Below are 20,804 nucleotides of genomic sequence, written 5' to 3'. Positions count from 1 at the left end.
CGCTCGCACTATCGCTTGTGGTTCAGGCATGTGACGAGAACTGCAGCAGTATTCCCATCGAAAGGAATAGTGATGAGCCGCGACTGGACACCACCGCCGGGCCACGTCTCACTGGACGATGTCGGATTGGGTGGTGCATACGTTCTCGGTGCGGGGCAGGGGCAGCATTCGCCGGCCAACGGCAGCCTGCGGACGTTGCTCGCGCGTGCCGCTGACACCCACGGCGACGTCTCGGTCATGGTGTGCTCGGGCGACGAGTCCCGGCCGACGATGCCGCACTTCCACCGGCACACGACCGAGGCGGTTTTCGTGCTCGAAGGAGTAATCCGTATCTGGCTCGATGACCAGAACGGCACGAGGTTCACGCGCGATTTGAAGGCCGGCGAGTTCGGGATGCTGCCGCGGAACTGGATTCACGCATGGGCGTTCGCGGCGCCGAACAGCACGCAGTTCGGCATCATCGCGCCGGGCGGTTTCGAGCACATCGTCGATTTTCTCGACCCCGACAAGCCGACCTCGATCGAGCGGCTGCGGGAGAGCGAGAAGCACATCGACGTCCGCTGGTTGCCTGATTATCCGTTGTTCGACCTGGCCCGCGAGGCCACCACCATCGGAGGCGTCTGACTCGTGCCGAGCACCGTGGTCCCTACGATGCGCGCCGCTGTGCTCAAGGCGCACGGTGGGCCGGAACGTCTTGCCGTGGAAAGCAAAGAGGTGCCGGCGCCGCGTGCGGGCCATCTCCTGGTGAGAGTCGCGGCGGCTGGGTTGAACTTCCACGACGTGATCGAGCGCAGGAGTGGATATCCGGGACGACCCGCCCCGCCGACAGGTACCGGCCTCGAGGGCGCGGGCGAGGTGATCGCGGTAGGGCCCGGCGTCACCGAGGCGAAGGTGGGTGACCAGGTAGCGTGGGCTGCCGTTGAGAGCAGCCACGCACAGTACGTGGAGGTTCCCGTAGCCGACGCGATTCCGGTGCCGGGGTGGCTCGGCGCGGTCGATGCGGCGGCGGTAGCCGCGCAGGGGCTCACCGCGCACTATCTCGCCTTCTCACTGCGGTCGTTTGCCGCGGGGGACACTGCGCTGGTCTGGGCGGCCGCCGGCGGCGTGGGCCGGCTGCTGACCCAGTTCCTGGCGGCGCGAGGTGTCCGGGTGATCGCCGCGACTTCCAGCGAGGTCAAGGCAGCCGTCGCCCGCGAGGCCGGAGCCGAGCGGTCGGTTCGCTACGAGGACGTACCGGACGCGGTGCGCGAGTCGACCGGCGGAGCGGGCGTCGACGTCGTGTTCGACGGCATCGGCGCGCCGACCTTCGACGTAAGCCTCGGCAGCGTGCGGCGACGCGGGCTCCTGGTGGTCTACGGGCGAGCCGGCGGGCAGGTGCCGCCGGTGGATCTGTTCCGCCTATCCGGGGCGGGTTCGGTTCAGCTGGTCCGCCCCCGGTTCATCGACTTCGTGGCTACTCGCGAGGAACTGCTGTTCCGGAGCGACGAACTGTTCGCGGCGATCCGGTCGAAAGACGTCACCGTGCGGGTGGAAGCCGTGTTTTCGCTCGAGGACATCGCGGACGCGCACCGTTTGCTCGAGTCCCGGGCGGCCATCGGGAAGGTCGTGATACTGCCCTGGCCGGACGAGGAGTGACCGGCGCGGTACGGATCGCCCGGCGTTCGAGGGGCATCCGGGCCTCCACCGGATGCCCCTCGAACGTCAGGTCAGGAGATACTCGTCTTCCAAGTCGAGGTCGAGGAGCCGCATCATCCGGGCGCCGGACACGTACCACGTGAGCGTCAGCACGAGCTGGACCATCTGCTGAGTCGTCAGCTTTCCGGCGACCGCGTCCCACACTTCCGACGACACCTCGGTACGGGTGCTGAATTCCCTGGCCAGCCGCATCACCGCGCGTTCGAAGTCGTCGAACAGACCGACCGATTCGAACGTGGGCACCGCGTCGATCTGTTCGGCGGTCAGGCCCGCGGTGAGTGCGTAGGGCCGGTGATGGGCCACCTCGTACTCACACCCGGTCGCGTGGCCTACCGTCAGGATGAGCAGCTCCCGCAGGCGAGGGCTGAGTTCGCAGTTGCGGAGCGAGTTCGCGTAGGACAGGAAGGCGTCGAGCTGCTGCGGCGCGTGTGCCAGTGCGAGGAAGATGTTCGGCGTCGGTGTCCCGCGTTCGGTCTCGAGCCGGTCGTAGAGAGGCTGGGCATCGGCCGCGGAATCGTGGCGGTGCAGGTAGGGAACTCGTGCCATTGCTCGTACGTCCTCTTCGTCGGCGTCGGTTCTGATGGGTTTCGCGAGGTTTCATTCGTCCACGACGCGGTTCTGAAGCCGTCCGACTCCGGGTATCTCGACCACGACGACGTCGCCGGCCGCGAGCCAGCGCTGCCCGCCGCGATCCGAAAACGTTCCCGCGGGTGTACCGGTGAGAATGGTGTCGCCAGGAGTCAGCGGCAGGAAAGCGCTGATGTGTTCGATCAGCGCGGGCACGTCGCAGATCATGTCCGCGGTCGCGCCGTCCTGCAGGACCTCCCCGTTGACGGACGTGGTGATGCGCAACGCACGAGGGTCGGGTACCTCGTCCGCCGTCACGAGCCACGGGCCTGAAGCTCCACTGTGGACGAAGTTCTTTCCGGCGACCGGGGTGGCTGCCCGGCGCTGCCAGTCGCGGACGCTGCCTTCCTGACCGACTGTGTACCCGGCGACGACCTCGAGCGCGTCGGCGCGGGGAACCGCGCGGCAATGCTTGCCGATCACCACGACCAGTTCGCCTTCGAAGTCGAGTTGCTCGGACACACGGGGCCGGATGATCGGGCTGCCATCCCCGACCAGCGACGGCCAATACCTGGAGAAGAGCGCGGGTTGTGCGGGCTGTCCCGCCGGAGGGCCGGTTTCGCCTTCACGCCGTGGTCGGCGTAGTTGAAGCCGACGCACAATGGTGCGTTCGATCCGAGCGACGGAGGCAGCAGGGTTACCTCATCGAGCGGCACACGCTCACCCGTGAGCGGAGGGGAATCCGCTTCCGCCCGTGCGAGAAACGACGCCAGCGGACAGCAACCCAACCTCCCGACCCAGCTCGTCAGGTCGACGACCTCGGTGCCGTCCACGGCACCGACGCCACGACCGCCTTCCGCCCGGTCGAAGACCGCGATTCTCACAGTCCCCCTCCGTCTCCTGTCGGACCCCGTTGCCGCCCGTGGCTCTGCTCAGCAGACCATGCGCCGGAGGCGGCGGCCAAGTGGGTGGTCCCACCCGATGGAATTCCAGCGTTGGGGACTGTGCCAAGTACCGCGAGCTGCGCGCCCGCCTCATCGAGTGCGACAACCGAGTGCGACATCGAGCCCGGCGTTGGTGACGGAGGCCAGGCTCGCTTCGGAACTGGGCCAGACCCCGACTCGTGAGGCTGTGCGCCGCCTGGTGGCGGAGGGCGCCATGACGCCGGGGCATCGGCACGGCTACGAGGAGCTGATGACAACGAAGCGCACGCTCATGCCGCCGTCCAGGGTGCGGACAGAAGACCCGAATCATCAACAGTGGTACGGCAAGGCCGTCGGGCAGGTGGCGGCGGCCCGCGCCGCGACCTTCGGCCTCATCGACGGCTCGGAGTGGCTGGCACTCCAGTCCGACCCGGCATGGGCGGCATAGCCCGAATTCGCGAATCAGCGCGCCAAGGGGACAGAATCATCGGCGCCGCCGCGGACCCGCCCGCACATGTCGGGCGGGTCCGCGGCGAGTGGAAAACTGATTAGGGAATCAGCGATCGCACCGATGGCCGCCGACTGTGACTCACAGCCGGCGGCCACCCCGGCAACCAGGCGAACCAGGATCAAGTCTCGGCGTTGGGTATTTCTTCCCGAAGTGAGATCCACCGAGCGAGCATGCCGCGTCCGGACCGGCAGCACGTCACCCCGCGAGGTGGGAGCGCAACCGGGTCGTCAGCTCCTCCTGGCGCATCGAGTCGGGAAAATGGTCCCGGTAGTCCCCTTCGGGGGAGATCAGATAGGTGATCGCGGTGTGCGGCATGGAATACCCGTCCGGGTCGTCGGGATCTTCTTTGCGTCGCGCGAAAACCCGGAACGCGTTCTTGGCCTCTTCGATGTCCTCGGCCGATCCCGTCAGCCCGGTGAAGTGCGGGTAGGAGCGCAGGAACTCCTTCATCACCTCCGGGGTGTCCCGGTCGGGGTCGACGGTGACATACAGCGGGCTGACCACTCCGGCGAGGCCGGCGAGGTCGTCGAGAGTCGCGGACAGCCGCTGCAATGCCCGGGGGCACACCGCTTTGCAATGGGTGAATCCGAAGAACACCAGCTGCCATCGGCCCCGGTAACTGCGTTCGGTCACCGGCCTGCCGTGATGGTCGACGAGGGAGAACGTCGGTGTCGTCGGTGCGCTCATTGATTCTTCCTGAACGTGAAAAGTTGGGCGTTGTCGGGGCACCGGAGCACCACGCCGTCGCCGTGTACCCGCAGGACGTCGGTCGGCGAGCCCGGTTCGGGGACGGCCGCGGTGCCGTCGATGACGGCGATCGGCCGGCCGTCGGCGTTGACCGTCCATCGCCCTCGTCCGGCGACCCGCGAGATCGTGACGGTGCCGTCCCCGGGCAGACCCGGTGCGCGACGCGGCCGCGTGTGCAGGACCCCGTCGACGACCTCGGCCTGGCTGACCTCGACATTCCGGTCGACGGAGGTCAAGGCGGGCTCCTCGAAATGAGTTCGCTCCCACGGCTGGTTGTACAGTCCCCACAAGCCGTCCGGCACGTTGAGGCGTGCGTAGCCCAGCAGCACGTTGCCGCTCATGGGCTCTATCTCGGTGCGGTTTCCGCGTTCGTCGGTGGGGGTGTCGTTGCGCGGGTAGTACAGGCCGCCGTCACGCCAGGTCGGGTTCATGAACCGGTCGACGTGTTCGAGCAGTCCTCGCAGCGTGCCCTCGTCGCCCACCTCCGATGCCCACGCCGCGACCCAGCCGAAGTCGCAGGTATCGGAGACCACCGTCTGGCCCATGAACTCCTGGGGTGGTGACGGGGCCACGGAGAGAGTGCCGTCCGGGCTCTCGCTGAGGAACTGCTGGATCTGGCGCGGGTAGTTGGTGTGCACGAACTCGCGGTTCCACATGTTCATCAGGGCCCCGCACCAGGCGTCGATCCAGGCCGCGAGCCGCGCGTTGGGCTGCACCTCCTTGGCGTCCTCGAGCACGAACATGTTGTAGTGCCCGGTTTCGTCGAGGCGGCCGAAGTCGGCCCACGCCTGCTCGTATCCGGCGACGACCTCGTCGGCCCGGGCTCCGCCGGTGATCAGGTCGTGCAGCCGGAACCCGAGTATCGCCGGCTGGTTGCAGATCTGGAACACACAGTTGGGCTCGCAGGCCACGCCGAGGTAGCCGTTGCGCACCATCTGCCAGTAGATGTGCTCGTTGAGCGATTCCCGATCGTAGGCGAACCGCTTTTCCTCGCCACCCCAGAAGAACGACCAGTACTGGAACGTCAGGGAGCCCTCGGCGGCGTAGCGGTCGCTGTCGAACAGGTAGTCGTGAAACAGTGCCATCGACTGGACGTAGGCGCTGTACATGATGTTGTCCCGTGCCACGGGATCCCACTGCTCGCTCAGCGAGTCGGTCAGGTGCGCGTTGAACACGTTCCCGCCGCGGCTGACGTCGCGCCAGTACATCCAGACCTCGGGATGCAGTATTTTGTCGTTCAGCCGCTGGATCGTGGGCTGAAACAAACCCGGTGCCGCCGGAAGCCGGTGCCGGTGCGTAAGAGCCAGTGCATAGACCATGTAGGCGAGCTGGAAGCGATAGCCGCCGAAATCCTCCTGGTTGGTCCCCTTGCCCTGCATCAGGGACCAGTCGTTGGGGAGTTGCCGGGACAGGTTGTCGAAGTGCCGCAGATGACCGAGCTGCTCGGTGGTGAGTGTCCTTGCCGACACGGGAAACCTCCTGGGGGACCTGGTCGTTTCCGAGCGAAGTCATTCGATCCGGTCGTCGGCCAGGTCGGCCAGCTTCCGGCGCATGATCTTCCCGGTGGACGTCTGGGGCAGCGTGGTGACGAACTGGACGGAACGGGGAACCTTGTAGGCGGCGAGGTGGCCGCGGCAGTACTCGATCAGTTCTTCCGCGGTGACGATAACGCGGCCGGCCGGCACGATGTAGGCCCGCGCGGTTTCGCCCTTGACCTCGTCGGGGATCGGCCCCGCGGCGACCATCGCCACGGCGGGATGGGTGGCCAGCACACGTTCGATCTCCGCGGGATAGACGTTGTAGCCCGCGGTGATGATCATGTCCTTGCGGCGGTCGATGATGAAGAAATGGCCGGTGTCATCGGCGTAGGCGATATCGCCGGTGTGCAGCCAGCCGTCATCGTCGATGGTCGCCGCCGTGGCCTCGTCGTTGCCGAAGTAGCCGAGCATGACCAACGGGCCCCGCACGAGCAGTTCTCCCGGTGTTCCGGCCGGTGCGGTGCGGGAGGCGTCCTCCAGATCCCCGACCCGTACCTCGAGACCAGGCAGGGCCACGCCGATCGAACCGGGGCAGGGTTCGGCGCCCACCCAATGGGTGGTGCCGAGGCCGGACAGTTCGGTCATGCCCCACAGTTCGACCAGCGGGGCGCCGCTGAGCCGTTGCCAGCGCTCGATCGTGGACAGGGGGATGGTCTGCCCGCCGACCGTGCAGCGGGTCAACGAGGACAGGTCGGTCGCCTCGATCCGTTCGTGGGCCAGCAGCATCGCGTACATCGCCGGCACACCTTCGACCATGGTCGCCCGGTGCTTCTCGACGAGTTCCAGTGTGGTGCCCGCGTCGAAGCGTTCCATGAGCACGACCGTTCCGCCGACGAGGAACGTGCTGTTGATCGCGACGTTTCCATAGACGTGCGGAGCCGGCAACGCGGTGAGGACCGTGTCCGTCTCGGAGCGACCGTGCATGCGCGCGGTCAGCTCGCAGTTCATCAGCACGGCGCGCTGGGACTGGACGGCCCCTTTGGGCTGCCCCGTGGTACCCGAGGTGTACCCGATGGTGGACGGGTCTTCCGGACGCACGGGCACGGGTTCCGGCGACGCGGCCGTCTCGAGACAGTCGGCGAAGGCCTCGGCGCCGGCGGGCGGGTCGTCGAAGCAGAGCACGCTCCGGAGCGTGTCGATCTCGTCGAGCACCCCGCCCAGCCCGGCGAGCTTGTCTTCGGAGGCGAACAGCGCCGCGGCCTGACAGTCGCGCAGGACGTACCGCACCTCCTCCGCGGTGAGCATCACATTGATCGGGTTCACCACGGCTCCGGCCTTGAGCGCGCCGTGGTAGGCCACGATCCACTCCCACCGGTTCTGCGAGTACAGGGAGACGCGGTCGCCGCGCCGGATGCCCCGGGCGGCCAGCGCCGCGGCGACGCACGCGGACGCCCGGTCGAGCTCCGCGTAGGTCAGTTCACGAGTCGCCGTCACCAACGCGGTCTTCCGCGGGAACCGCATCGCGCCGCGCGGCAGGATCTCACCAGGCCCGTTCATTCCGGCTACTTTCTGTCATGATTCGAACGTCAGTACGGCCTTGACGAGTTTCCCGTGATGGGCGGCGTCGATGGCTTCGTTGATCTGCTCGAAGGGCAACGTGGTGATCAGCTTGTCGAACGGGAACCTGCCCTGCTGGTACAGCTCGATCATCCGCGGGATGAACTTCGCCGGCACCGAGTCCCCTTCGATGACGCCCACCAGGGTTCGCCCGAACAGCAGATGTCCCTGGTCGATGGTGAGTTCGTTGGTCATGCCCTGGAAGCCGACGCTGGCGCACATTCCGGGCGACTGCAGGCACTCCAGCGCCTGCCGGACGATCGTGGGCAGCCCGAGGCATTCCACCGAACAGCGTGCACCGGTTCCCGTGATCTCGTGGATCGCCGTCACCGGGTCCGTTTCGTCGGGGTTGATCACATGTGTCGCGCCCAGCTCCCGGGCGAGGTCCCGGCGCTGCTGCTGGGGGTCGACCACGATGATCGGGGAACAGCCGACCGCGGCGGCGGCCATCACCGCGCTCAGCCCGACCGAGCCCGCCGCGAACACGGCGATGCTCGATCCCGGCTCGGGGTCGAGGGTGTTGAGTACGGCGCCGGCCCCGGTCTGCACCCCGCACCCGAGCGGTCCGAGCAGGTGCAGCGGCAGTGACCTGTCGACCTTGACCACGTTCTGCTCGGTCGCGATCACCCGCCGCGAGAACGAGGACTGACCGAAGAAGTGCCCGAAGATCTTCTCGCCGTTCCGGGACAACGGGCTCGACCCGTCCAGCCGCGCGCCGGTGAGGTTCAGCGGGACGAAGTCCCGGCAATGCACCATCACCTCGTTGCGGCAGTTGTCGCAGGACCCGCAGAAATTGTAGGTCAGCACCACGTGATCGCCCGGCTCGACCCCGCGCACGTCGTCGCCGACGGCCTCGACGACACCCGCGCCCTCGTGCCCCAGCACAACGGGCACCTGCTCGGCTGTCGCGGTCGCGATGACGCCGAGATCGGTGTGGCACACCCCCGACGAGACGAGCCGCACCAGCACTTCGGTCGGCCGCGGGTTCTCGATCTCGACATCTTCCAGGGAGAGCTCGGCTCCCGCGGTACGCAGCACGGCTGCGGTGGTCTTCATGGGCGCTCCTCGGTCGTCACGCACGGCTGTGTGCGCCTGGTCATCATGAATCCGCTCACGCTGTCCGCGGCACACCCACCTGGGTGTGCCAGAACCCCGTTTGGCCGCCGCCGTCTAGAGCAACCCGAACTCGCGGGCGCGCGCGATGGCCTCGACCCGGTTCCGGGCTCCCAACTTGTGCAGGACGCTGCGCAGGTAGCTCTTGACCGTGTTGCGCGAGATGTCCATCGCCTCCGCGATCTCCGGATTGCTCTGGCCCAGCGCGACCCGCCGCAGCAGCTCGTATTCCCGCGGCGCGATCACCTGGTTCGGTTCGCCGTCGCCCCGGTCGACCAGAGTGGGCAGCGACCCGGTGCGGGCCACGGTGAGCACCGCGTGCACGAGGTCGCTGCGCGCGGCGTCCTTGATCAGGATCCCGTGCGCGCCCGCGGCGATGGCCGCGCGGACCCCGGCATGCTCGGGATAGGCGGTGAACAGGACCACCTTCACTTCGGGCAGGAGCCGCAGCAGGTCAGGAATGATCTCCGGGGCCAGATTCCCGCCGAGACGCAGGTCGAGCAGGATCACGTCCGGCCGCAGCTCCCGGGCCACGGCCAGCGTTTCGGCGGCGGACCCGGCGTAACCCACCACCCGCAGCGCCTGACTCGTGGCGAGCTGGGCGGCCACCCCGTCGCGCACGACGGGGTGGTCGTCCGCCACCATCACCCGCACCGGTTCCCTGCCCGTCAAGTCCACACTGCTCCTCTCGTCCCGTCGCGGTGTCCGCGAACAGGTTTCTCCCCCGAACAGAGTGTCCCCGAGCAGGGCGTCATCCGCCTGCCGTGTCTCCTCCTCAGACCGCGCCGGGCACCTTGTTCAGGGTGATCGTCTGCCAGTTGGCGGCGTTGCGGAACGCTTTCAGGGGTTCGAGGAAGTGTTCGACGCCGATCACCGAGATGCCCTGGCGGATCTCGAACGGCCTCGCCAGCGCATTGGTGCCCGTGACGTCTTCGATGTAGCGGCAACCGGGTTCTCCTCGGCGTCCATCGCTACACATTTTTCGCACCTGCCGCCACACCCGTCTGCGCGTGCCGTGCCCGGCGTCCCGGGTGGGGGCCGCTGATCGGCTTCGGTGCGGCGTCGCCAATCGCGTACATTTCAGGTATCGGGTCGTCGAGTGTGGAGCGTGGTGGGGTATGGGCGCGGGCGAGCACGGCGGACCACTCGCTGACGTGCGCAACGCACTGGACACCCTTGCCGACCTGGATCGCCTCTACCGGGAGTCCCTGACCGCGGCGGACCGCCATTCCGCACTGCGGCAGTCCGTGGCCCGGTTGATCGAGTCCGGGGTCGTCGACGTCGCCTGGGTCGGCGAATCCGGTGTCGGTCCCGGTCTCACGATCGGTGTCACCGCCGGCACCCGCACCGATGTCCTCGCCGACCTGCCGGTGCCCGCCGGGTCCGGCCTGACCGGCAAGGTGTACGAGCACACCACCCTGGACTGGGTCGACGAGTACGTCACCTCCTCCGCGATCACCCACGACTTCGACCAGCACATCCAGATCGAGGGCATCCGGCGGCTGATCGCGGTCCCCATCGTGCAGGACGGCCACACCCTCGGGGTGCTGGCCGCCGGCGCCCGCAAGGCCGGAGCGTTCGGGGACCGGGTGATCGAACAGGTGGTGGCCGCCGCCAGCAGTGCCGCTTTCGCGGTCACGGCAGCCGAGCGTGCCCGTCACGCCGCGGAACTCGCGGTCCACGAGGAACGCCGGAGGGTCGCCGTCGAACTGCACGACTCGGTCGGCGCGCTGCTCTACGCGATCGGAATCGGACTGCGTGGACTGCGCGAACCGGCCGCGGCCCGTTCGGACGTCGCCGAACGGATCACCGCGTTGGAAGACCAGGCGACGCGGGCTTCGCGGTTCCTGCGTGACGCCCTTCGCGCACTCCATGCCTCGCCGACCGAACTCGCACTGTCCGCCGCGGTCCAGGCCGAATGCCGCAGCCTGGAAGAACGGACGGGGCTGCGCACCCACGTGATCACCCTTGGCGACCTGCCCCCGCTGGGCCGGGAACGGCTGGGGCCGATCACCCGGGCAGTGCGCGAAGCGTTGCGGAACGTGGAGAAACACGCCAACGCTCAGTCTGTCGCCGTCACCATCTCCGCCGGCGAGGACGAGGTGGTCATCGCGGTCACCGACGACGGGTCCGGATTCCACCCGGACCCGGCGAACGCCGGGATCGGCCTGGCCAGCTCCGCCGACTCGCTGGCCGCGGTCGGTGGGACGCTGGATGTCCAGGCCAACCCCGACGGCGGTACCCGCTGGCGGGCAAGAATCCCCCGATAGCCGGCACGGCGCACCCGGACACGCACGGGCACCTCCGCGTCACGGCGGCGCTCCTTGACGAGAGTCGCGCAACCGTGCGACTCTCGGCCCGGACGTCGTCCTGGGAAAGGGAGACACCGGCCGATGATGACGAGCGAGCAGTACCGTGCGTCGCTGGACGACGGGCGCGCGGTCTACTTCGACGGGGAGCGGATCCTCGACCTGGCCAAGCATCCGGTGCTCGGTGGCGCGGTGGACGTGGTCGCCCGCGGCTACGACCACTGGTTCACCCCGTCCCCGGGCGCGGTCAACCCCTTGCTGCGCGTCAGCGTGAGCACCGAGGACCTCACCGGCGTGCTGTCGTTGTTCGACGAGGCGGACGCCCTGCTCAACCTCACCTATCAGGCGATCATGTGCCTGCTCACCGCGGCCGGCCGGCTCACCGCGGGAAATCCCGAGTACGGCGAGCGGATCGAGCGGTACGTCCGGTATCTGCAGGACGGGGACCTCCGCTGCGCCCTGTGCATCACCGACGCCAAGGGGGACCGTGGCCTGCCCCCGCGGCAGCAGGAGGACCCGGACTCCTACACGCGCGTGCTGGAGCGCCGTCCGGACGGGGTGGTGATCCGTGGCGCGAAGCTGCACATCACGGCCGGCCCCCTGGCCCACGAGTACCTGGTGATGCCGACGAAAGCGATGCATGCGGGCGAAGAGGACTACGCGATCTGTTGCGCCGTACCGCTTTCCGCTCCCGGGGTGAAGGTGGTGGCGCGCACCTCGGCCGCGCGCGGCGACGACCCTCGCGACCATCCGGTCAGTGGCCACGGCGTGCTGCCCGAGGCGTTCGTGATCTTCGACGACGTGTTCGTGCCGAACGAGCGGATCTTCCTCGACGGCGAGGTGGCCGACGCCGCCGTGTTCGCGCACTCGCTCGGACTGTGGGAACGGCTCAAGGCGCTGACCCACATGGCCGACCGCGCCGACGAGCTGGTCGGGCTCGCGCAGCTGGCCGCCGAGGCCAACGGAGTGGCCCGGGTGCCGCACATCCGCGAGAAGGTCATCGACATCGTCATGTATGCGACGGTCGTCCGATCGGGACTGATCGCCGCGGTCACCGAAGCGGTCGTCACGTCCGAGGGGCTTGCTGTGCCCGACGAGAAGTTCACCAACGCCGCCAAGTACCACGGCGCCGCCCACTACGCCGTCATGGTCCGGAACCTGCAGGACATCGCGGGCGGGTCGGTGGTCACCGCGCCGTCCACGGCCGATCTGGACAACCCGGAAACCGGTCCGTTGATCGAGAAGTACATGGCGACCGGTCAGCATGCCAGTGGCCGCCACCGCACGGCCCTGATGCATGCGATCCGCGATCTGACCGCGGACACCGCGGGTGGCCACGCGGCGGTGATCCAGTTGCACGCCGGTGGTGGGTTGCACGCCCAGCGGCTCGTCACGCGCAAGCACTACGACATCGAGGCGGCCAAGCAGCGCGCCCGTGAGTTGATCGGGCTTCCCGTGGAGGGAGGGCAGGTGTGACGGACACGACCCGCACCTCGCTGGCCGCGCGGCTGCACGAGCTGGCCGCCGCCGCCCCGGACCGGATCGCCGTCAGTGCCGCGGAGGGCAGCCTCACCCGGGGCGAGCTCGACGCCGACTCCGATGTCCGTGCCCGCGAGCTCGTCCAGCTGGGTGTGCGGCCGGGGCACTTCGTGTGTGTCGTACTCCCGAACGGGCTGGAGTTCGTGTCCGTGCTGGTCGCGATCTGGAAGGCCGGTGCCGTCCCGGTCCCGTTGAGCGCCCGGCTCACCGGCGCGGAACTCACGGAGCTGATCGACCTGCTCGACCCGTGGGTCGTGGTCGGCGCCGATCCCGCGGTGACCGGTGGCCGGCCGTGCCTGCCACCCGGTCACCACCCCGCCGACCACCCGGAGGTCACCTTGGACCGGTCGGTGATCTCCCCGTCGTGGAAGGCCATCGCCTCCGGCGGCAGCACCGGGCGGCCCAAGGTGATCGTCGCGACCGCGTCGGCCTCGCTCGCCGAGCAGCACCTCGACGTTTCCGCGCTCGGCATCGCCGAGGAGGACGCCAGCGTTGTCACGGCGCCGCTTTCGCACAACGGCCCCTTCATCGGCCTCGTGCACACGTTGCTGCTCGGCGGGCGCGTGGTGTTCACCGGACGGTTCGATCCGGAAAAGGTACTCGCGACCGTTCAACGCGAGCGCGCGACGTGGCTGTACCTCGTGCCCACCATGATGAGCCGCATCTGGAAACTGCCCGAGGAGGTGCGCGGCGCTTACGACCTGTCGAGCCTGCGCGTGATCATCCACATGGGAGCGCCGTGCCCGGCCTGGCTCAAGCGGGCGTGGGTGGACTGGCTGGGGCCGGACCGGTTCCTCGAGATGTACACCAGCACCGAGGGTGTCGTGGTCTTCGTGGCGACCGGCCGCGAGTGGCTCCGGCGCCCGGGCACGGTCGGCCTCCCGCGCGGTGGCGAGGTGCAGGTGCGTTCGGTTGACGGCGAGGTGCTCCCACCTGGCGCGACCGGGCAGGTCTGGGTTCGCCGCGCGGCCGAGCTGGGCTCCAGCTACCGTTACCTGGGCGCGTCCGCCCATGCCGACTCCCATGGCTGGGAGACTTTCGGTGACATCGGCCGGCTCGACGAGGATGGCTACCTCTACATCGAGGACCGCGAGGCCGACATGATCCTCGTCGGCGGGTCCAATGTGTACCCGGCCGAAATCGAGGCGGCCCTGCTGGATCACCCGGCCGTCGAGGACTGCTGCGTGATCGGCTTGCCGAACGACGACCTCGGACAGGTTCCGCACGCCATCGTGTACGCGACAGGTGAGGTCGACGAGGCCGCGCTCGCCGAACACGCCGCGGGGCGGCTCGCACCCTACAAGCGGCCGCGCTCCCACGAGTTCGTCGAGTCCGCGTTGCGCGACGCGGCGGGGAAGGTCCGCCGGCGGCAACTGCGGTCCGATCGCCTGGCCGGGGTGAGGCCGGGGTGAGGAGGAACGGATGAGCGACGATTTCCGTGCGGGCCTGATCCGCTGGCTCGACCAGCACGGGCCACGCGCCCGTGCTGGCGGCGGAGCGGATGCGGAGGTCGACACGCGGCCTTTGGCCGAGCAGAAGGCGTTCCAGGCGGCATTGCACGACGCCGGGTACGCCGGGATCACCTGGCCGAAGCGCTATGGCGGTCAGGGCCTCACGAACGGCGAGCTGCTCGTGTTCCGGGAGGTAGCCCGTGACTACGACCTGCCGGTCGGCGCGTTCGTGATCGGGCTCGGCATGCCCGGCGAGACCATTCTCGAATGTGGCACCGAAGAGCAGAAGCTGCGTTATCTCCCGAAGATGCTTCGTGGCGAGGAGATCTGGTGCCAGCTGTTCTCCGAGCCCGGGGCCGGCTCCGACGTCGCCGGCCTGCGGATGTCCGCGGTGCGCGAGGGCGGTGGCTGGGTGCTCAACGGTCAAAAGATATGGACCACTGGGGCTCAGTTCAGCGACTACGGCGTGGTGCTCGCGCGCACCGACCCCACCGTCGCCAAGCACCGCGGCCTCACCATGTTCATCGTCGACATGCACGCGCCGGGTGTCACCGTGCGGCCGCTGCGCGTGGCGACCGGGGAGTCCCCGTTCAACGAGGTGTTCCTCGACGATGTCCGGATCCCCGCCGACGCGGTTCTCGGCGAGGTCGGTGGCGGCTGGGCCGTCGCCGTGGTGATGTTGCGTCACGAACGCGAATCCCTGGGCACGATCGACCGCTCGCGGGGAAATCCGTTGTCGTTCGACGAACTCTCCGCGGCCGCCGCCGAAAGGGCGGGTTCGGCCGCCCTGCCGGACGGGCACCGCCACGCGCTGGCTTCCCTGTACACGCGGGAAACGGCGGTGCGGCTGCTCGGCCGGCTGCTGCGGGAGGAGCAGCAGGCTGGCCGCGACGTCGGCGCCCGTGGTGCGGTGGCCAAGCTCGCCGGGGCCGAGCTCGGGCACTTCGCGGGCGAGGTCGCGCTGCGGATCCTGGGCGCCGAGCTGGCGGCACCGGCCACTCCGCGCGCCGCGGCCGTGGTGAAGGCGGCGATCACCGCCCGCGGCATGTCCATCGCCGGCGGCACCAACGAGATCCAGCGCAACGTGATCGGCGAGCGGATCCTCGGACTGCCCAAGGATCCGGGCATCGATCGCGAGACCCCGTTCAACCAGCTCCGCGCCGGAACCACCGGTGTGGAGCGGAGAAACTGAAAGGTGCGTGATCCTCACGTGAGCCTGCTGCCGACCCCCGAGCAGGAGATGCTCCGCGACACCGTGCGCGAAGTGGTGGCCGAGCGGTCGCCACTGGCGGCGGTGCGCCAGGTGATCGCCGGCCCCGGGGACTACGACGACCAGGTCTGGCTGCTGCTCTCCAGGGAACTGGGCCTGGCCGGGCTCGCGGTACCGGAACCGCTCGGCGGTTCCGGTGGCGGGGCGGGGGAGCTGGTTGCCGTCTTCACCGAGCTGGGTGCGGGCCTCGTGCCGTCTCCCTTGCTCGCCTGCACGCTCGCGGCGACGGCGTTGCAGGTCGTTCCCGGCGAGAGTGCCACGGTCCGCGCACTCGCGGCGGGCGAGCTCATCGCGTCGGTGGCGTTGACCGAGCAACCGGAAGCGGGTGCCGACTGGATCCCGCCGGCTCCCGCCACGACCGTCTCGCGCCGCGACGGGCGGGCCCGGCTGTCCGGGCGGAAGACGATCGTGCTCAACGGGACCGCGGCCGGGGTGTTGCTGGTACTGGCACACGAGGACGGCCGGAACGTACTGTGTCTAATCGACGGGGCCGACCCCGGCGTGCGCGCCGTCGCGCTGCCCCCCACCGACCTGAGCCGGTCGCTGGCCCAGGTCGACTTCGCGGACGTGCCCGCTCGGGTGCTGGACGCGGACGTTCCCGCGGTCCTGGGCCGGATACGGGATGTGGCGAACCTCGTGCTCGCGGCCGAAGGGTGCGGAGCCCTCGCGGCCTGCGTGGCGATGGTGAGTGACCACGCGAAGGCACGCACGGCGTTCGGCCGTCCGATCGGTGCGTTCCAGGCGGTCAAGCACCGGGCGGCGGACATGTACACCTCCTGGGAGCTGGCACACGCGGCTCTCCGTGAGGCCGTCAGGCTGGCGGACGACGAAACACGGTTCGGCCTCGCCGCGGCGACGGCACGCGCACTGGTTTCGCCCGCGTACTTGAGGGCGGCCGGTGACACCATCCAGCTGCACGGCGGAATCGGCTACACCTGGGAGCACGACGCGCACCTTTACTATCGCCACGCGATGTCGAGCCACGCACTGTGCGGAGACCCCGACTTCCAGTTGTCCCTGATCGCCACTTCGGCCGGTATCTGACCACTGTGGACGGACCCGACGGACGATCAGGGTGCAACGGGGCTTTCCACCCGCAACACCTCCACCGCGCGGCTCAGCTCCGTCGCGGCCCAGTCCACGCAGGACGGGTCGATCAGCTGGCTGATCGCGAGTCCGTGCGCGTACGCCGTCAGGCGCGCGGCCTCGGCGGCGGCGTCGAGGCCGGGACGCAGGTGCCCGCCTTCCATGCCGCGCTCGAGGCAGGTGCGCCAGCGGTCCACAATGGACTGATACTGCCGCGACAACCGCTGGGCGACTTCGGGGTCGCTCTGCGCGTGCGAGGTGACGGCGAGCCAGAACCGCCACCAGGTGCGCCGCGGTTCGTCGGACAGTTCGTACCGGTGGAAGACCCACCGGAGCGCGTCCGGTGGGGTCAGCTCGAAGAACTCCGGCGGCAACCGCCAGTACCCGTAGTCGATCGCGTCGAGCAACAGCCCACGTTTCGACCCGAAGTGATAGGTGACGGTCCCCGTGCTCATGCCCGTGGCCCTGGCGACCTCCCGCAGGGACATCCCGGAGACACCGTCGCGGGCCACGCAATCGAACGTCGCGAGGACGATCTGTCTGCGAACGTCCTCGTCACGGGGTCGGGCCATGAAATCAGGTTACCCAGTGACGCCCTGATCAGGTTGTCACCGCGACCGGTGCGGCCCGGCCTTGCCGCTGGTGGCATCGGCGCGGCCCTCGGTTCGCGTGGGGTGCTGCGCAGACTCCAGGTGGCTTTCTCGTCACCGTCGCCTGCTATCGGCCCGGCTCACGGTGCCGGGCTGTGAGCTTTCCTGACCCGGTGCGACGGCGGCCGGGTGGTGGACGCCGACCCGTCCGGGTGGTCATACTCGACCATGGCCGTGAGCGTGGATCGACATGCCTATACGGAACTGAGCACGGCGGACGTGCCCCCGAAGGACGCGTTCGCCTACTGGCGTGAGGTCATCAGCGCCACGATCGTGCGACTCACCGCCGAGCCGGTGGGCCAGGCCCGGTTCCGCGGGCGGCTCGAGCACGTGCCCTGCGGCGACATCGCCCTGACCACGGTGGCGGCGGGCAGCAAGCGGGTGCGTCGCACCCACGCCATGATCGGCAAGGATGACGAGGAGTTCCTCCTGGCGAGCGTCCAGCTGGACGGGTGCGCCCGGCTCGAGCAGGACGGGCGGACCGCCGTGCTGACGGCGGGTGCCATGGCCTTCTGTGACAGCACACGCCCCTACACCCTCCATTTCGACGCACCGCACAGCCACCTGGTGGTCCAGGTGCCGAAGCCGCTGGTGCACGTCCTGGACACCCGCCGGCTGACCGCGCGCACGCTCGGCAGTGGGACACCCGGACCGGCGGTGTCGGCGTTCCTGAGCTCCCTGCGCGAGGTGGCCCGCGCCGCGCCCGGGCAGACGGCCCTGCTGCTCCCGCATGCCGTCGGTCTGCTCTCCGCCGCCGCGTCGTTCGCCGCGATGACCGAACCCGCCCCCCGGGCAGGGGAGGCGCTGCTGCGGCAACGGATCACCGAGTTCCTCCACCGCAACCTCGCCGACCCGCGCCTCGACGCGGGGACCGTCGCCCGGGCGTGCAACGTGTCACGGCGATCGCTGTACCGGCTGGCCGATGGAGAGGGTGTCGCCGCGCGGTTGCGGCGCATCCGCATCGAGCGGGCCAAGCAGCTTCTGGTGGGCGACCCGAGCCGGCCCGTCGGGTCCGTGGCCGCGGCGTGCGGGTTCGACAGCGAGTCCGGGTTCCACCGGGCGTTCCGTGACGCGACCGGGCAAACACCCGGCGACTACCGGCAGGCCATGCTGCGGATCGGCGAAAAGTTCGGCACACCGGGTCAGTGATCCTGGCACGGCGGGTCGGCCGCGGCTGCCGCAGGTCGGCGATGCTTACGGTCTCGGTACCGATGACAATGCGGAAGAGAAACAGTCCCGGGAGGGTGCGCGTTCCCGCCAGTAGACGGAGCCCATGCGGCTCGGTCCGGTGATCGCGGTGCGGGGTCTCCTCGCTATCGCCAGGTCCAGGGCCGGTCACGCCGGTCACGCCGGTCACGCCGGTCACGATCCGCGTCCCGGCGTCAAGGAGTCCCGGGTCCCGCAAGGACCCCAGTCCTTCGCGACCTCTTCTCACCAGACCGAAAGGTAGTCCGATGGAACCAGCGATTCCCGCGCACCTTGTCCAGGAGCGGACCCAGCCGAGTAGCCTGCGTCCGAACTGGGAGCCCAGGGCCGCCGCGTTCGTGGCGCGGTTCGCGCCGCGGGTGCGGCAGATGGTCATGGCCTATTTCGGGGTCCAGTACCGCCAACCGGACGAGCCGGCCCTGGTCGGCGGCGCACTGGCGACCCTCTCGGACAGGTGCGCGGCCACGGACGGGCCCGAGCACGTCGACCGGGCTGTCTACACCGACGAGGCCGGCTACCGAACCGTGCTGACCATCGCGTACTGGGAAGACCCGGCCCGCTTTGACCGCTGGTTCGTCGACGCCAGGGCGGCCTGGCTCGACGAGCGGAACTCTTCGGACGAGGCCGGATTCTTCGTGGAGGTGGTGCGGCCGACGACCTCCCGGTTCGAGACCCTCTTCTCGAGCAACCGCCGCGAGGGCGTCGCCCACCTCTCCGAGAAGTTCTCCGGCCCGGTCGCCGAGCACGAATACTGGGGAGGCGCCCGGGACCGGATCCCGCTCGCCCAGACGGACCCGCTCGACGCCGGCGAGCCGCCCGTCGCGTCCGGCGATCGCCGCCGGCGGGTCGTGCGCGGGCAGCACAACCTGTGCCTGATCCGGTCCGGCCAGGACTGGACGGACACCGACGACGACGAACGCAGGATGTACCTCGAGGACATCGAGCCGACCCTGCGCGCGGGGATGGAGTTCCTGCGCGACGACGGCCTGTCGGTGGGCTGCTTCGCGAACCGGTACGTCCGGCTCCTCGGTGAGGACGGCAACCCCGTCGACAAGACCTTCGGCATGAGCTGGTGGCGCACCCTGGAGGACCTGGACACGTGGGCGCGCGAGCACCCCACGCACCTGTCCATCTTCGGCAAGGCGCTGAAACACCTGTCGACCCTCGGCCCGAAGGTCCGGCTGCGGCTCTACCACGAGGTCACCGTGGCGGCCGCGGAGGAGCAGTACTTCGAGTACCTGGGATGCCACCCCGACACCGGGATGCTGCGCGCGGTGGGGGAGTCCGAGCAGACCCCGGTCTCCGTATCCAGCTGACGCGAAGCCCGCGCGGCTCTTCCCAGACGTTCGCGACCGCGAAGGACGATCACGATGACCGATCACGAAGAGATCTGCCGATCCTGGGCGCGTGCCTGGGAGACCGCCAGCCCGGCCGACTTCGCCGCGCGATACGCGGAGGACGGGAAGTACGTCGACCACGCCTTCCGCGGGACGAAGTCGGGACGCGACGCCATCGAGGAGCACAGCGACATCTGGCACAGGGCGATCTCGAACTTCACGATGGTGCCGCGCGAGATCCACCCGCTCGAGGACGGCGCGTTCATGACGTTCGTGGGCAGGGGCACCTTCACCGGGGACCTGCCGATCCTGAAAGCCACCGGTAAGGACATCGTGTTCCACGGCGCGGTGCGCATCACGACCGACACCGCGGGAAAGATCACCGGGACCGAGGAGTACTACAGCACGACCTTCGCCCAGGCCGGGGGACAGGAGTCCTACGCACTGATCGGGTCGCGATCATGGAGCCGGACGGCATGCACCGCACCGCGACCGTGGACTACGGGATCGTGCTGGATGGCGAGATCTGGCTCGAGGTCGACGGGGGCGAGGAGCGGCTTCTGACCGCCGGTGACACGATCGTTCAGCTCGGCGGCCGGCATGGCTGGCGCAACAAGTCAGACCGTCCGGCAACTCTGGCGTTCGTGCTCACCGGGGCCAACGACGCCGCTGCACGGCCGGTGACGGGCTCACCCTGACCAACAGTCGTGCTACGTCAACTTCGCCAAATCGATGACCAGTTCGGACAAGGAGCGAACGAGATGAGCGCCATCGACACCGGGGGTTCCACACGTGGCGACCGCCATTCTGCGACGACGCTGGATCGTGAGCCGAGCGTCGCGGAGGCGGCAGCGGCCGCTGGATGCCCGCACTTCGCGGGTTATGACCCGTTGTCGCCGGAGGAACTGCGTGACCCGTACCCCAGTTTCCGGGTGGCTCGCGACGAGGTTCCGGTGTATTACTCCGAGCGGTACGGCTTGTGGGAGGTGTCGCGACAGGAAGACATCCTTGCGGTTCTTGGCGATCTCGAGAACTTCTCCGCCGCGGCAGCTCTTCCGGTGATGACTCCTCCCGCCGAGGTCATCGACCGCATGCCCGAGTACCCGTGGACGGGCTGTGTTCTGGTGTTGGACGATCCCGAACACCGGGCTTCCCGTGCGATCATTCTGACCCGTTTCCCACGAGTAAGCCCGGTTAGTTGATCTTTGACGTGGTGTTGATCTTGTCGGCGGGTTTTGGGTGTGCTGGTGGCCCGGGTGGTGCGCCGGGTTTGTGTGAGGAGCAGGGTCGGGTCGGGCCTCGGGG

The 20,804-nt window shown here is 69.0% G+C and carries 22 protein-coding genes; 13 read left to right on the top strand and 9 right to left on the bottom strand.

Annotated features, from left to right (window positions below):
- Positions 1-72 precede the first annotated feature (72 nt).
- A complete protein-coding gene (locus VJT49_RS12160; protein WP_324164871.1) occupies positions 73-624 on the top strand; it encodes a cupin domain-containing protein in 552 nt (183 codons plus the stop codon).
- Positions 625-651: 27 nt separating this feature from the next.
- Positions 652-1,635, top strand: a complete 984-nt coding sequence (locus tag VJT49_RS12155; protein ID WP_324164870.1) for a quinone oxidoreductase — start codon at positions 652-654, stop codon at positions 1,633-1,635.
- A 66-nt stretch (positions 1,636-1,701) separates the two neighbouring features.
- Here VJT49_RS12155 and VJT49_RS12150 read toward each other — a convergent pair whose 3' ends face one another.
- Positions 1,702-2,241: a carboxymuconolactone decarboxylase family protein gene (locus VJT49_RS12150; RefSeq protein ID WP_324164869.1), complete on the bottom strand. Its 540-nt coding sequence runs from the start codon at positions 2,239-2,241 to the stop codon at positions 1,702-1,704.
- Between the two features lie 51 nt (positions 2,242-2,292).
- Positions 2,293-2,922 (bottom strand): fumarylacetoacetate hydrolase family protein, encoded by a 630-nt coding sequence (locus VJT49_RS12145; protein ID WP_324164868.1) that lies wholly within the window; start codon positions 2,920-2,922, stop codon positions 2,293-2,295.
- A gap of 417 nt (positions 2,923-3,339) precedes the next feature.
- Here VJT49_RS12145 and VJT49_RS12140 point away from each other — a divergent pair, with 417 nt between their 5' ends.
- The gene (locus VJT49_RS12140) at positions 3,340-3,633 is read left to right on the top strand and encodes a hypothetical protein (protein ID WP_324164867.1); all 294 of its coding nucleotides are present in this window, start codon (positions 3,340-3,342) and stop codon (positions 3,631-3,633) included.
- A 258-nt stretch (positions 3,634-3,891) separates the two neighbouring features.
- On the opposite strand, the gene VJT49_RS12135 is transcribed toward VJT49_RS12140, so the two are convergent.
- From VJT49_RS12135 to VJT49_RS12110, 6 genes are all read right to left on the bottom strand, one after another.
- Positions 3,892-4,383: an SCO family protein gene (locus VJT49_RS12135; RefSeq protein ID WP_324164866.1), complete on the bottom strand. Its 492-nt coding sequence runs from the start codon at positions 4,381-4,383 to the stop codon at positions 3,892-3,894.
- Positions 4,380-5,912 carry a hypothetical protein gene (locus tag VJT49_RS12130; protein WP_324164865.1) on the bottom strand — a complete coding sequence of 511 codons (1,533 nt, stop codon included), beginning with the start codon at positions 5,910-5,912 and terminating at the stop codon, positions 4,380-4,382. Before VJT49_RS12130 ends, VJT49_RS12135 begins: the two co-directional genes overlap by 4 nt.
- Before the next feature lie 39 nt (positions 5,913-5,951).
- Positions 5,952-7,478 carry a class I adenylate-forming enzyme family protein gene (locus VJT49_RS12125; protein WP_324164864.1) on the bottom strand — a complete coding sequence of 509 codons (1,527 nt, stop codon included), beginning with the start codon at positions 7,476-7,478 and terminating at the stop codon, positions 5,952-5,954.
- 15 nt (positions 7,479-7,493) lie between these two features.
- Positions 7,494-8,594 carry an NAD(P)-dependent alcohol dehydrogenase gene (locus tag VJT49_RS12120; protein ID WP_324164863.1) on the bottom strand — a complete coding sequence of 367 codons (1,101 nt, stop codon included), beginning with the start codon at positions 8,592-8,594 and terminating at the stop codon, positions 7,494-7,496.
- Positions 8,595-8,708: 114 nt separating this feature from the next.
- The gene (locus tag VJT49_RS12115) at positions 8,709-9,329 is read right to left on the bottom strand and encodes a response regulator transcription factor (protein ID WP_324164862.1); all 621 of its coding nucleotides are present in this window, start codon (positions 9,327-9,329) and stop codon (positions 8,709-8,711) included.
- Between the two features lie 97 nt (positions 9,330-9,426).
- Positions 9,427-9,630 (bottom strand): hypothetical protein, encoded by a 204-nt coding sequence (locus VJT49_RS12110; protein ID WP_324164861.1) that lies wholly within the window; start codon positions 9,628-9,630, stop codon positions 9,427-9,429.
- A gap of 139 nt (positions 9,631-9,769) precedes the next feature.
- Here VJT49_RS12110 and VJT49_RS12105 point away from each other — a divergent pair, with 139 nt between their 5' ends.
- From VJT49_RS12105 to VJT49_RS12085, 5 genes are all read left to right on the top strand, one after another.
- Positions 9,770-10,921, top strand: a complete 1,152-nt coding sequence (locus tag VJT49_RS12105) for a GAF domain-containing sensor histidine kinase (protein WP_324164860.1) — start codon at positions 9,770-9,772, stop codon at positions 10,919-10,921.
- A gap of 123 nt (positions 10,922-11,044) precedes the next feature.
- Complete coding sequence (locus VJT49_RS12100) at positions 11,045-12,436, top strand: 4-hydroxyphenylacetate 3-hydroxylase N-terminal domain-containing protein (protein ID WP_324164859.1); 1,392 nt, start codon at positions 11,045-11,047, stop codon at positions 12,434-12,436.
- Entirely contained in the window at positions 12,433-13,911 is a 1,479-nt protein-coding gene (locus VJT49_RS12095) for an AMP-binding protein (RefSeq protein ID WP_324164858.1), read from the top strand. The genes VJT49_RS12100 and VJT49_RS12095 overlap by 4 nt, the downstream gene beginning before the upstream one ends.
- Before the next feature lie 10 nt (positions 13,912-13,921).
- Positions 13,922-15,142 (top strand): acyl-CoA dehydrogenase family protein, encoded by a 1,221-nt coding sequence (locus VJT49_RS12090; protein ID WP_324164857.1) that lies wholly within the window; start codon positions 13,922-13,924, stop codon positions 15,140-15,142.
- Positions 15,143-15,160: 18 nt separating this feature from the next.
- The gene (locus VJT49_RS12085; protein ID WP_324164856.1) at positions 15,161-16,264 is read left to right on the top strand and encodes an acyl-CoA dehydrogenase family protein; all 1,104 of its coding nucleotides are present in this window, start codon (positions 15,161-15,163) and stop codon (positions 16,262-16,264) included.
- A gap of 26 nt (positions 16,265-16,290) precedes the next feature.
- Here VJT49_RS12085 and VJT49_RS12080 read toward each other — a convergent pair whose 3' ends face one another.
- Positions 16,291-16,878: a TetR/AcrR family transcriptional regulator gene (locus VJT49_RS12080; RefSeq protein WP_324164855.1), complete on the bottom strand. Its 588-nt coding sequence runs from the start codon at positions 16,876-16,878 to the stop codon at positions 16,291-16,293.
- Between the two features lie 252 nt (positions 16,879-17,130).
- Here VJT49_RS12080 and VJT49_RS12075 point away from each other — a divergent pair, with 252 nt between their 5' ends.
- From VJT49_RS12075 to VJT49_RS12060, 5 genes are all read left to right on the top strand, one after another.
- Positions 17,131-18,105, top strand: coding sequence for a helix-turn-helix domain-containing protein (locus tag VJT49_RS12075; protein WP_324164854.1), 975 nt, complete (start codon positions 17,131-17,133; stop codon positions 18,103-18,105).
- 305 nt (positions 18,106-18,410) lie between these two features.
- The gene (locus tag VJT49_RS12070) at positions 18,411-19,478 is read left to right on the top strand and encodes a phenylacetaldoxime dehydratase family protein (RefSeq protein WP_324164853.1); all 1,068 of its coding nucleotides are present in this window, start codon (positions 18,411-18,413) and stop codon (positions 19,476-19,478) included.
- Between the two features lie 54 nt (positions 19,479-19,532).
- Positions 19,533-20,063 carry a nuclear transport factor 2 family protein gene (locus VJT49_RS12065; protein ID WP_324164852.1) on the top strand — a complete coding sequence of 177 codons (531 nt, stop codon included), beginning with the start codon at positions 19,533-19,535 and terminating at the stop codon, positions 20,061-20,063.
- Positions 19,961-20,197 carry a cupin domain-containing protein gene (locus tag VJT49_RS35185; protein ID WP_414635919.1) on the top strand — a complete coding sequence of 79 codons (237 nt, stop codon included), beginning with the start codon at positions 19,961-19,963 and terminating at the stop codon, positions 20,195-20,197. The genes VJT49_RS12065 and VJT49_RS35185 overlap by 103 nt, the downstream gene beginning before the upstream one ends.
- A 63-nt stretch (positions 20,198-20,260) precedes the next feature.
- Positions 20,261-20,701 (top strand): hypothetical protein, encoded by a 441-nt coding sequence (locus VJT49_RS12060; RefSeq protein ID WP_324164851.1) that lies wholly within the window; start codon positions 20,261-20,263, stop codon positions 20,699-20,701.
- The last annotated feature ends 103 nt before the right edge of the window (positions 20,702-20,804 follow it).

This window comes from Amycolatopsis sp. (assembly GCF_035276945.1).
GTDB lineage: Bacteria > Actinomycetota > Actinomycetes > Mycobacteriales > Pseudonocardiaceae > Amycolatopsis_E.
The sequence above is the reverse complement of the archived record's forward strand: the minus strand, read 5'-3'. Positions and strand labels throughout refer to the sequence as shown.

Bases quoted from the DNA above. Each gene is read 5' to 3' on its own strand.
- VJT49_RS12070 (WP_324164853.1), top strand. From the start codon at position 18,411: ATGGAACCAGCGATTCCCGCGCACCTTGTCCAGGAGCGGACCCAGCCG.
- VJT49_RS35185 (WP_414635919.1), top strand. From the start codon at position 19,961: ATGGAGCCGGACGGCATGCACCGCACCGCGACCGTGGACTACGGGATC.
- VJT49_RS12120 (WP_324164863.1), bottom strand. From the start codon at position 8,594: ATGAAGACCACCGCAGCCGTGCTGCGTACCGCGGGAGCCGAGCTCTCC.
- VJT49_RS12155 (WP_324164870.1), top strand. From the start codon at position 652: ATGCGCGCCGCTGTGCTCAAGGCGCACGGTGGGCCGGAACGTCTTGCC.
- VJT49_RS12160 (WP_324164871.1), top strand. From the start codon at position 73: ATGAGCCGCGACTGGACACCACCGCCGGGCCACGTCTCACTGGACGAT.
- VJT49_RS12125 (WP_324164864.1), bottom strand. From the start codon at position 7,478: ATGAACGGGCCTGGTGAGATCCTGCCGCGCGGCGCGATGCGGTTCCCG.
- VJT49_RS12080 (WP_324164855.1), bottom strand. From the start codon at position 16,878: ATGGCCCGACCCCGTGACGAGGACGTTCGCAGACAGATCGTCCTCGCG.
- VJT49_RS12135 (WP_324164866.1), bottom strand. From the start codon at position 4,383: ATGAGCGCACCGACGACACCGACGTTCTCCCTCGTCGACCATCACGGC.
- VJT49_RS12105 (WP_324164860.1), top strand. From the start codon at position 9,770: ATGGGCGCGGGCGAGCACGGCGGACCACTCGCTGACGTGCGCAACGCA.
- VJT49_RS12065 (WP_324164852.1), top strand. From the start codon at position 19,533: ATGACCGATCACGAAGAGATCTGCCGATCCTGGGCGCGTGCCTGGGAG.
- VJT49_RS12150 (WP_324164869.1), bottom strand. From the start codon at position 2,241: ATGGCACGAGTTCCCTACCTGCACCGCCACGATTCCGCGGCCGATGCC.
- VJT49_RS12090 (WP_324164857.1), top strand. From the start codon at position 13,922: ATGAGCGACGATTTCCGTGCGGGCCTGATCCGCTGGCTCGACCAGCAC.
- VJT49_RS12110 (WP_324164861.1), bottom strand. From the start codon at position 9,630: ATGTGTAGCGATGGACGCCGAGGAGAACCCGGTTGCCGCTACATCGAA.
- VJT49_RS12100 (WP_324164859.1), top strand. From the start codon at position 11,045: ATGATGACGAGCGAGCAGTACCGTGCGTCGCTGGACGACGGGCGCGCG.
- VJT49_RS12060 (WP_324164851.1), top strand. From the start codon at position 20,261: ATGAGCGCCATCGACACCGGGGGTTCCACACGTGGCGACCGCCATTCT.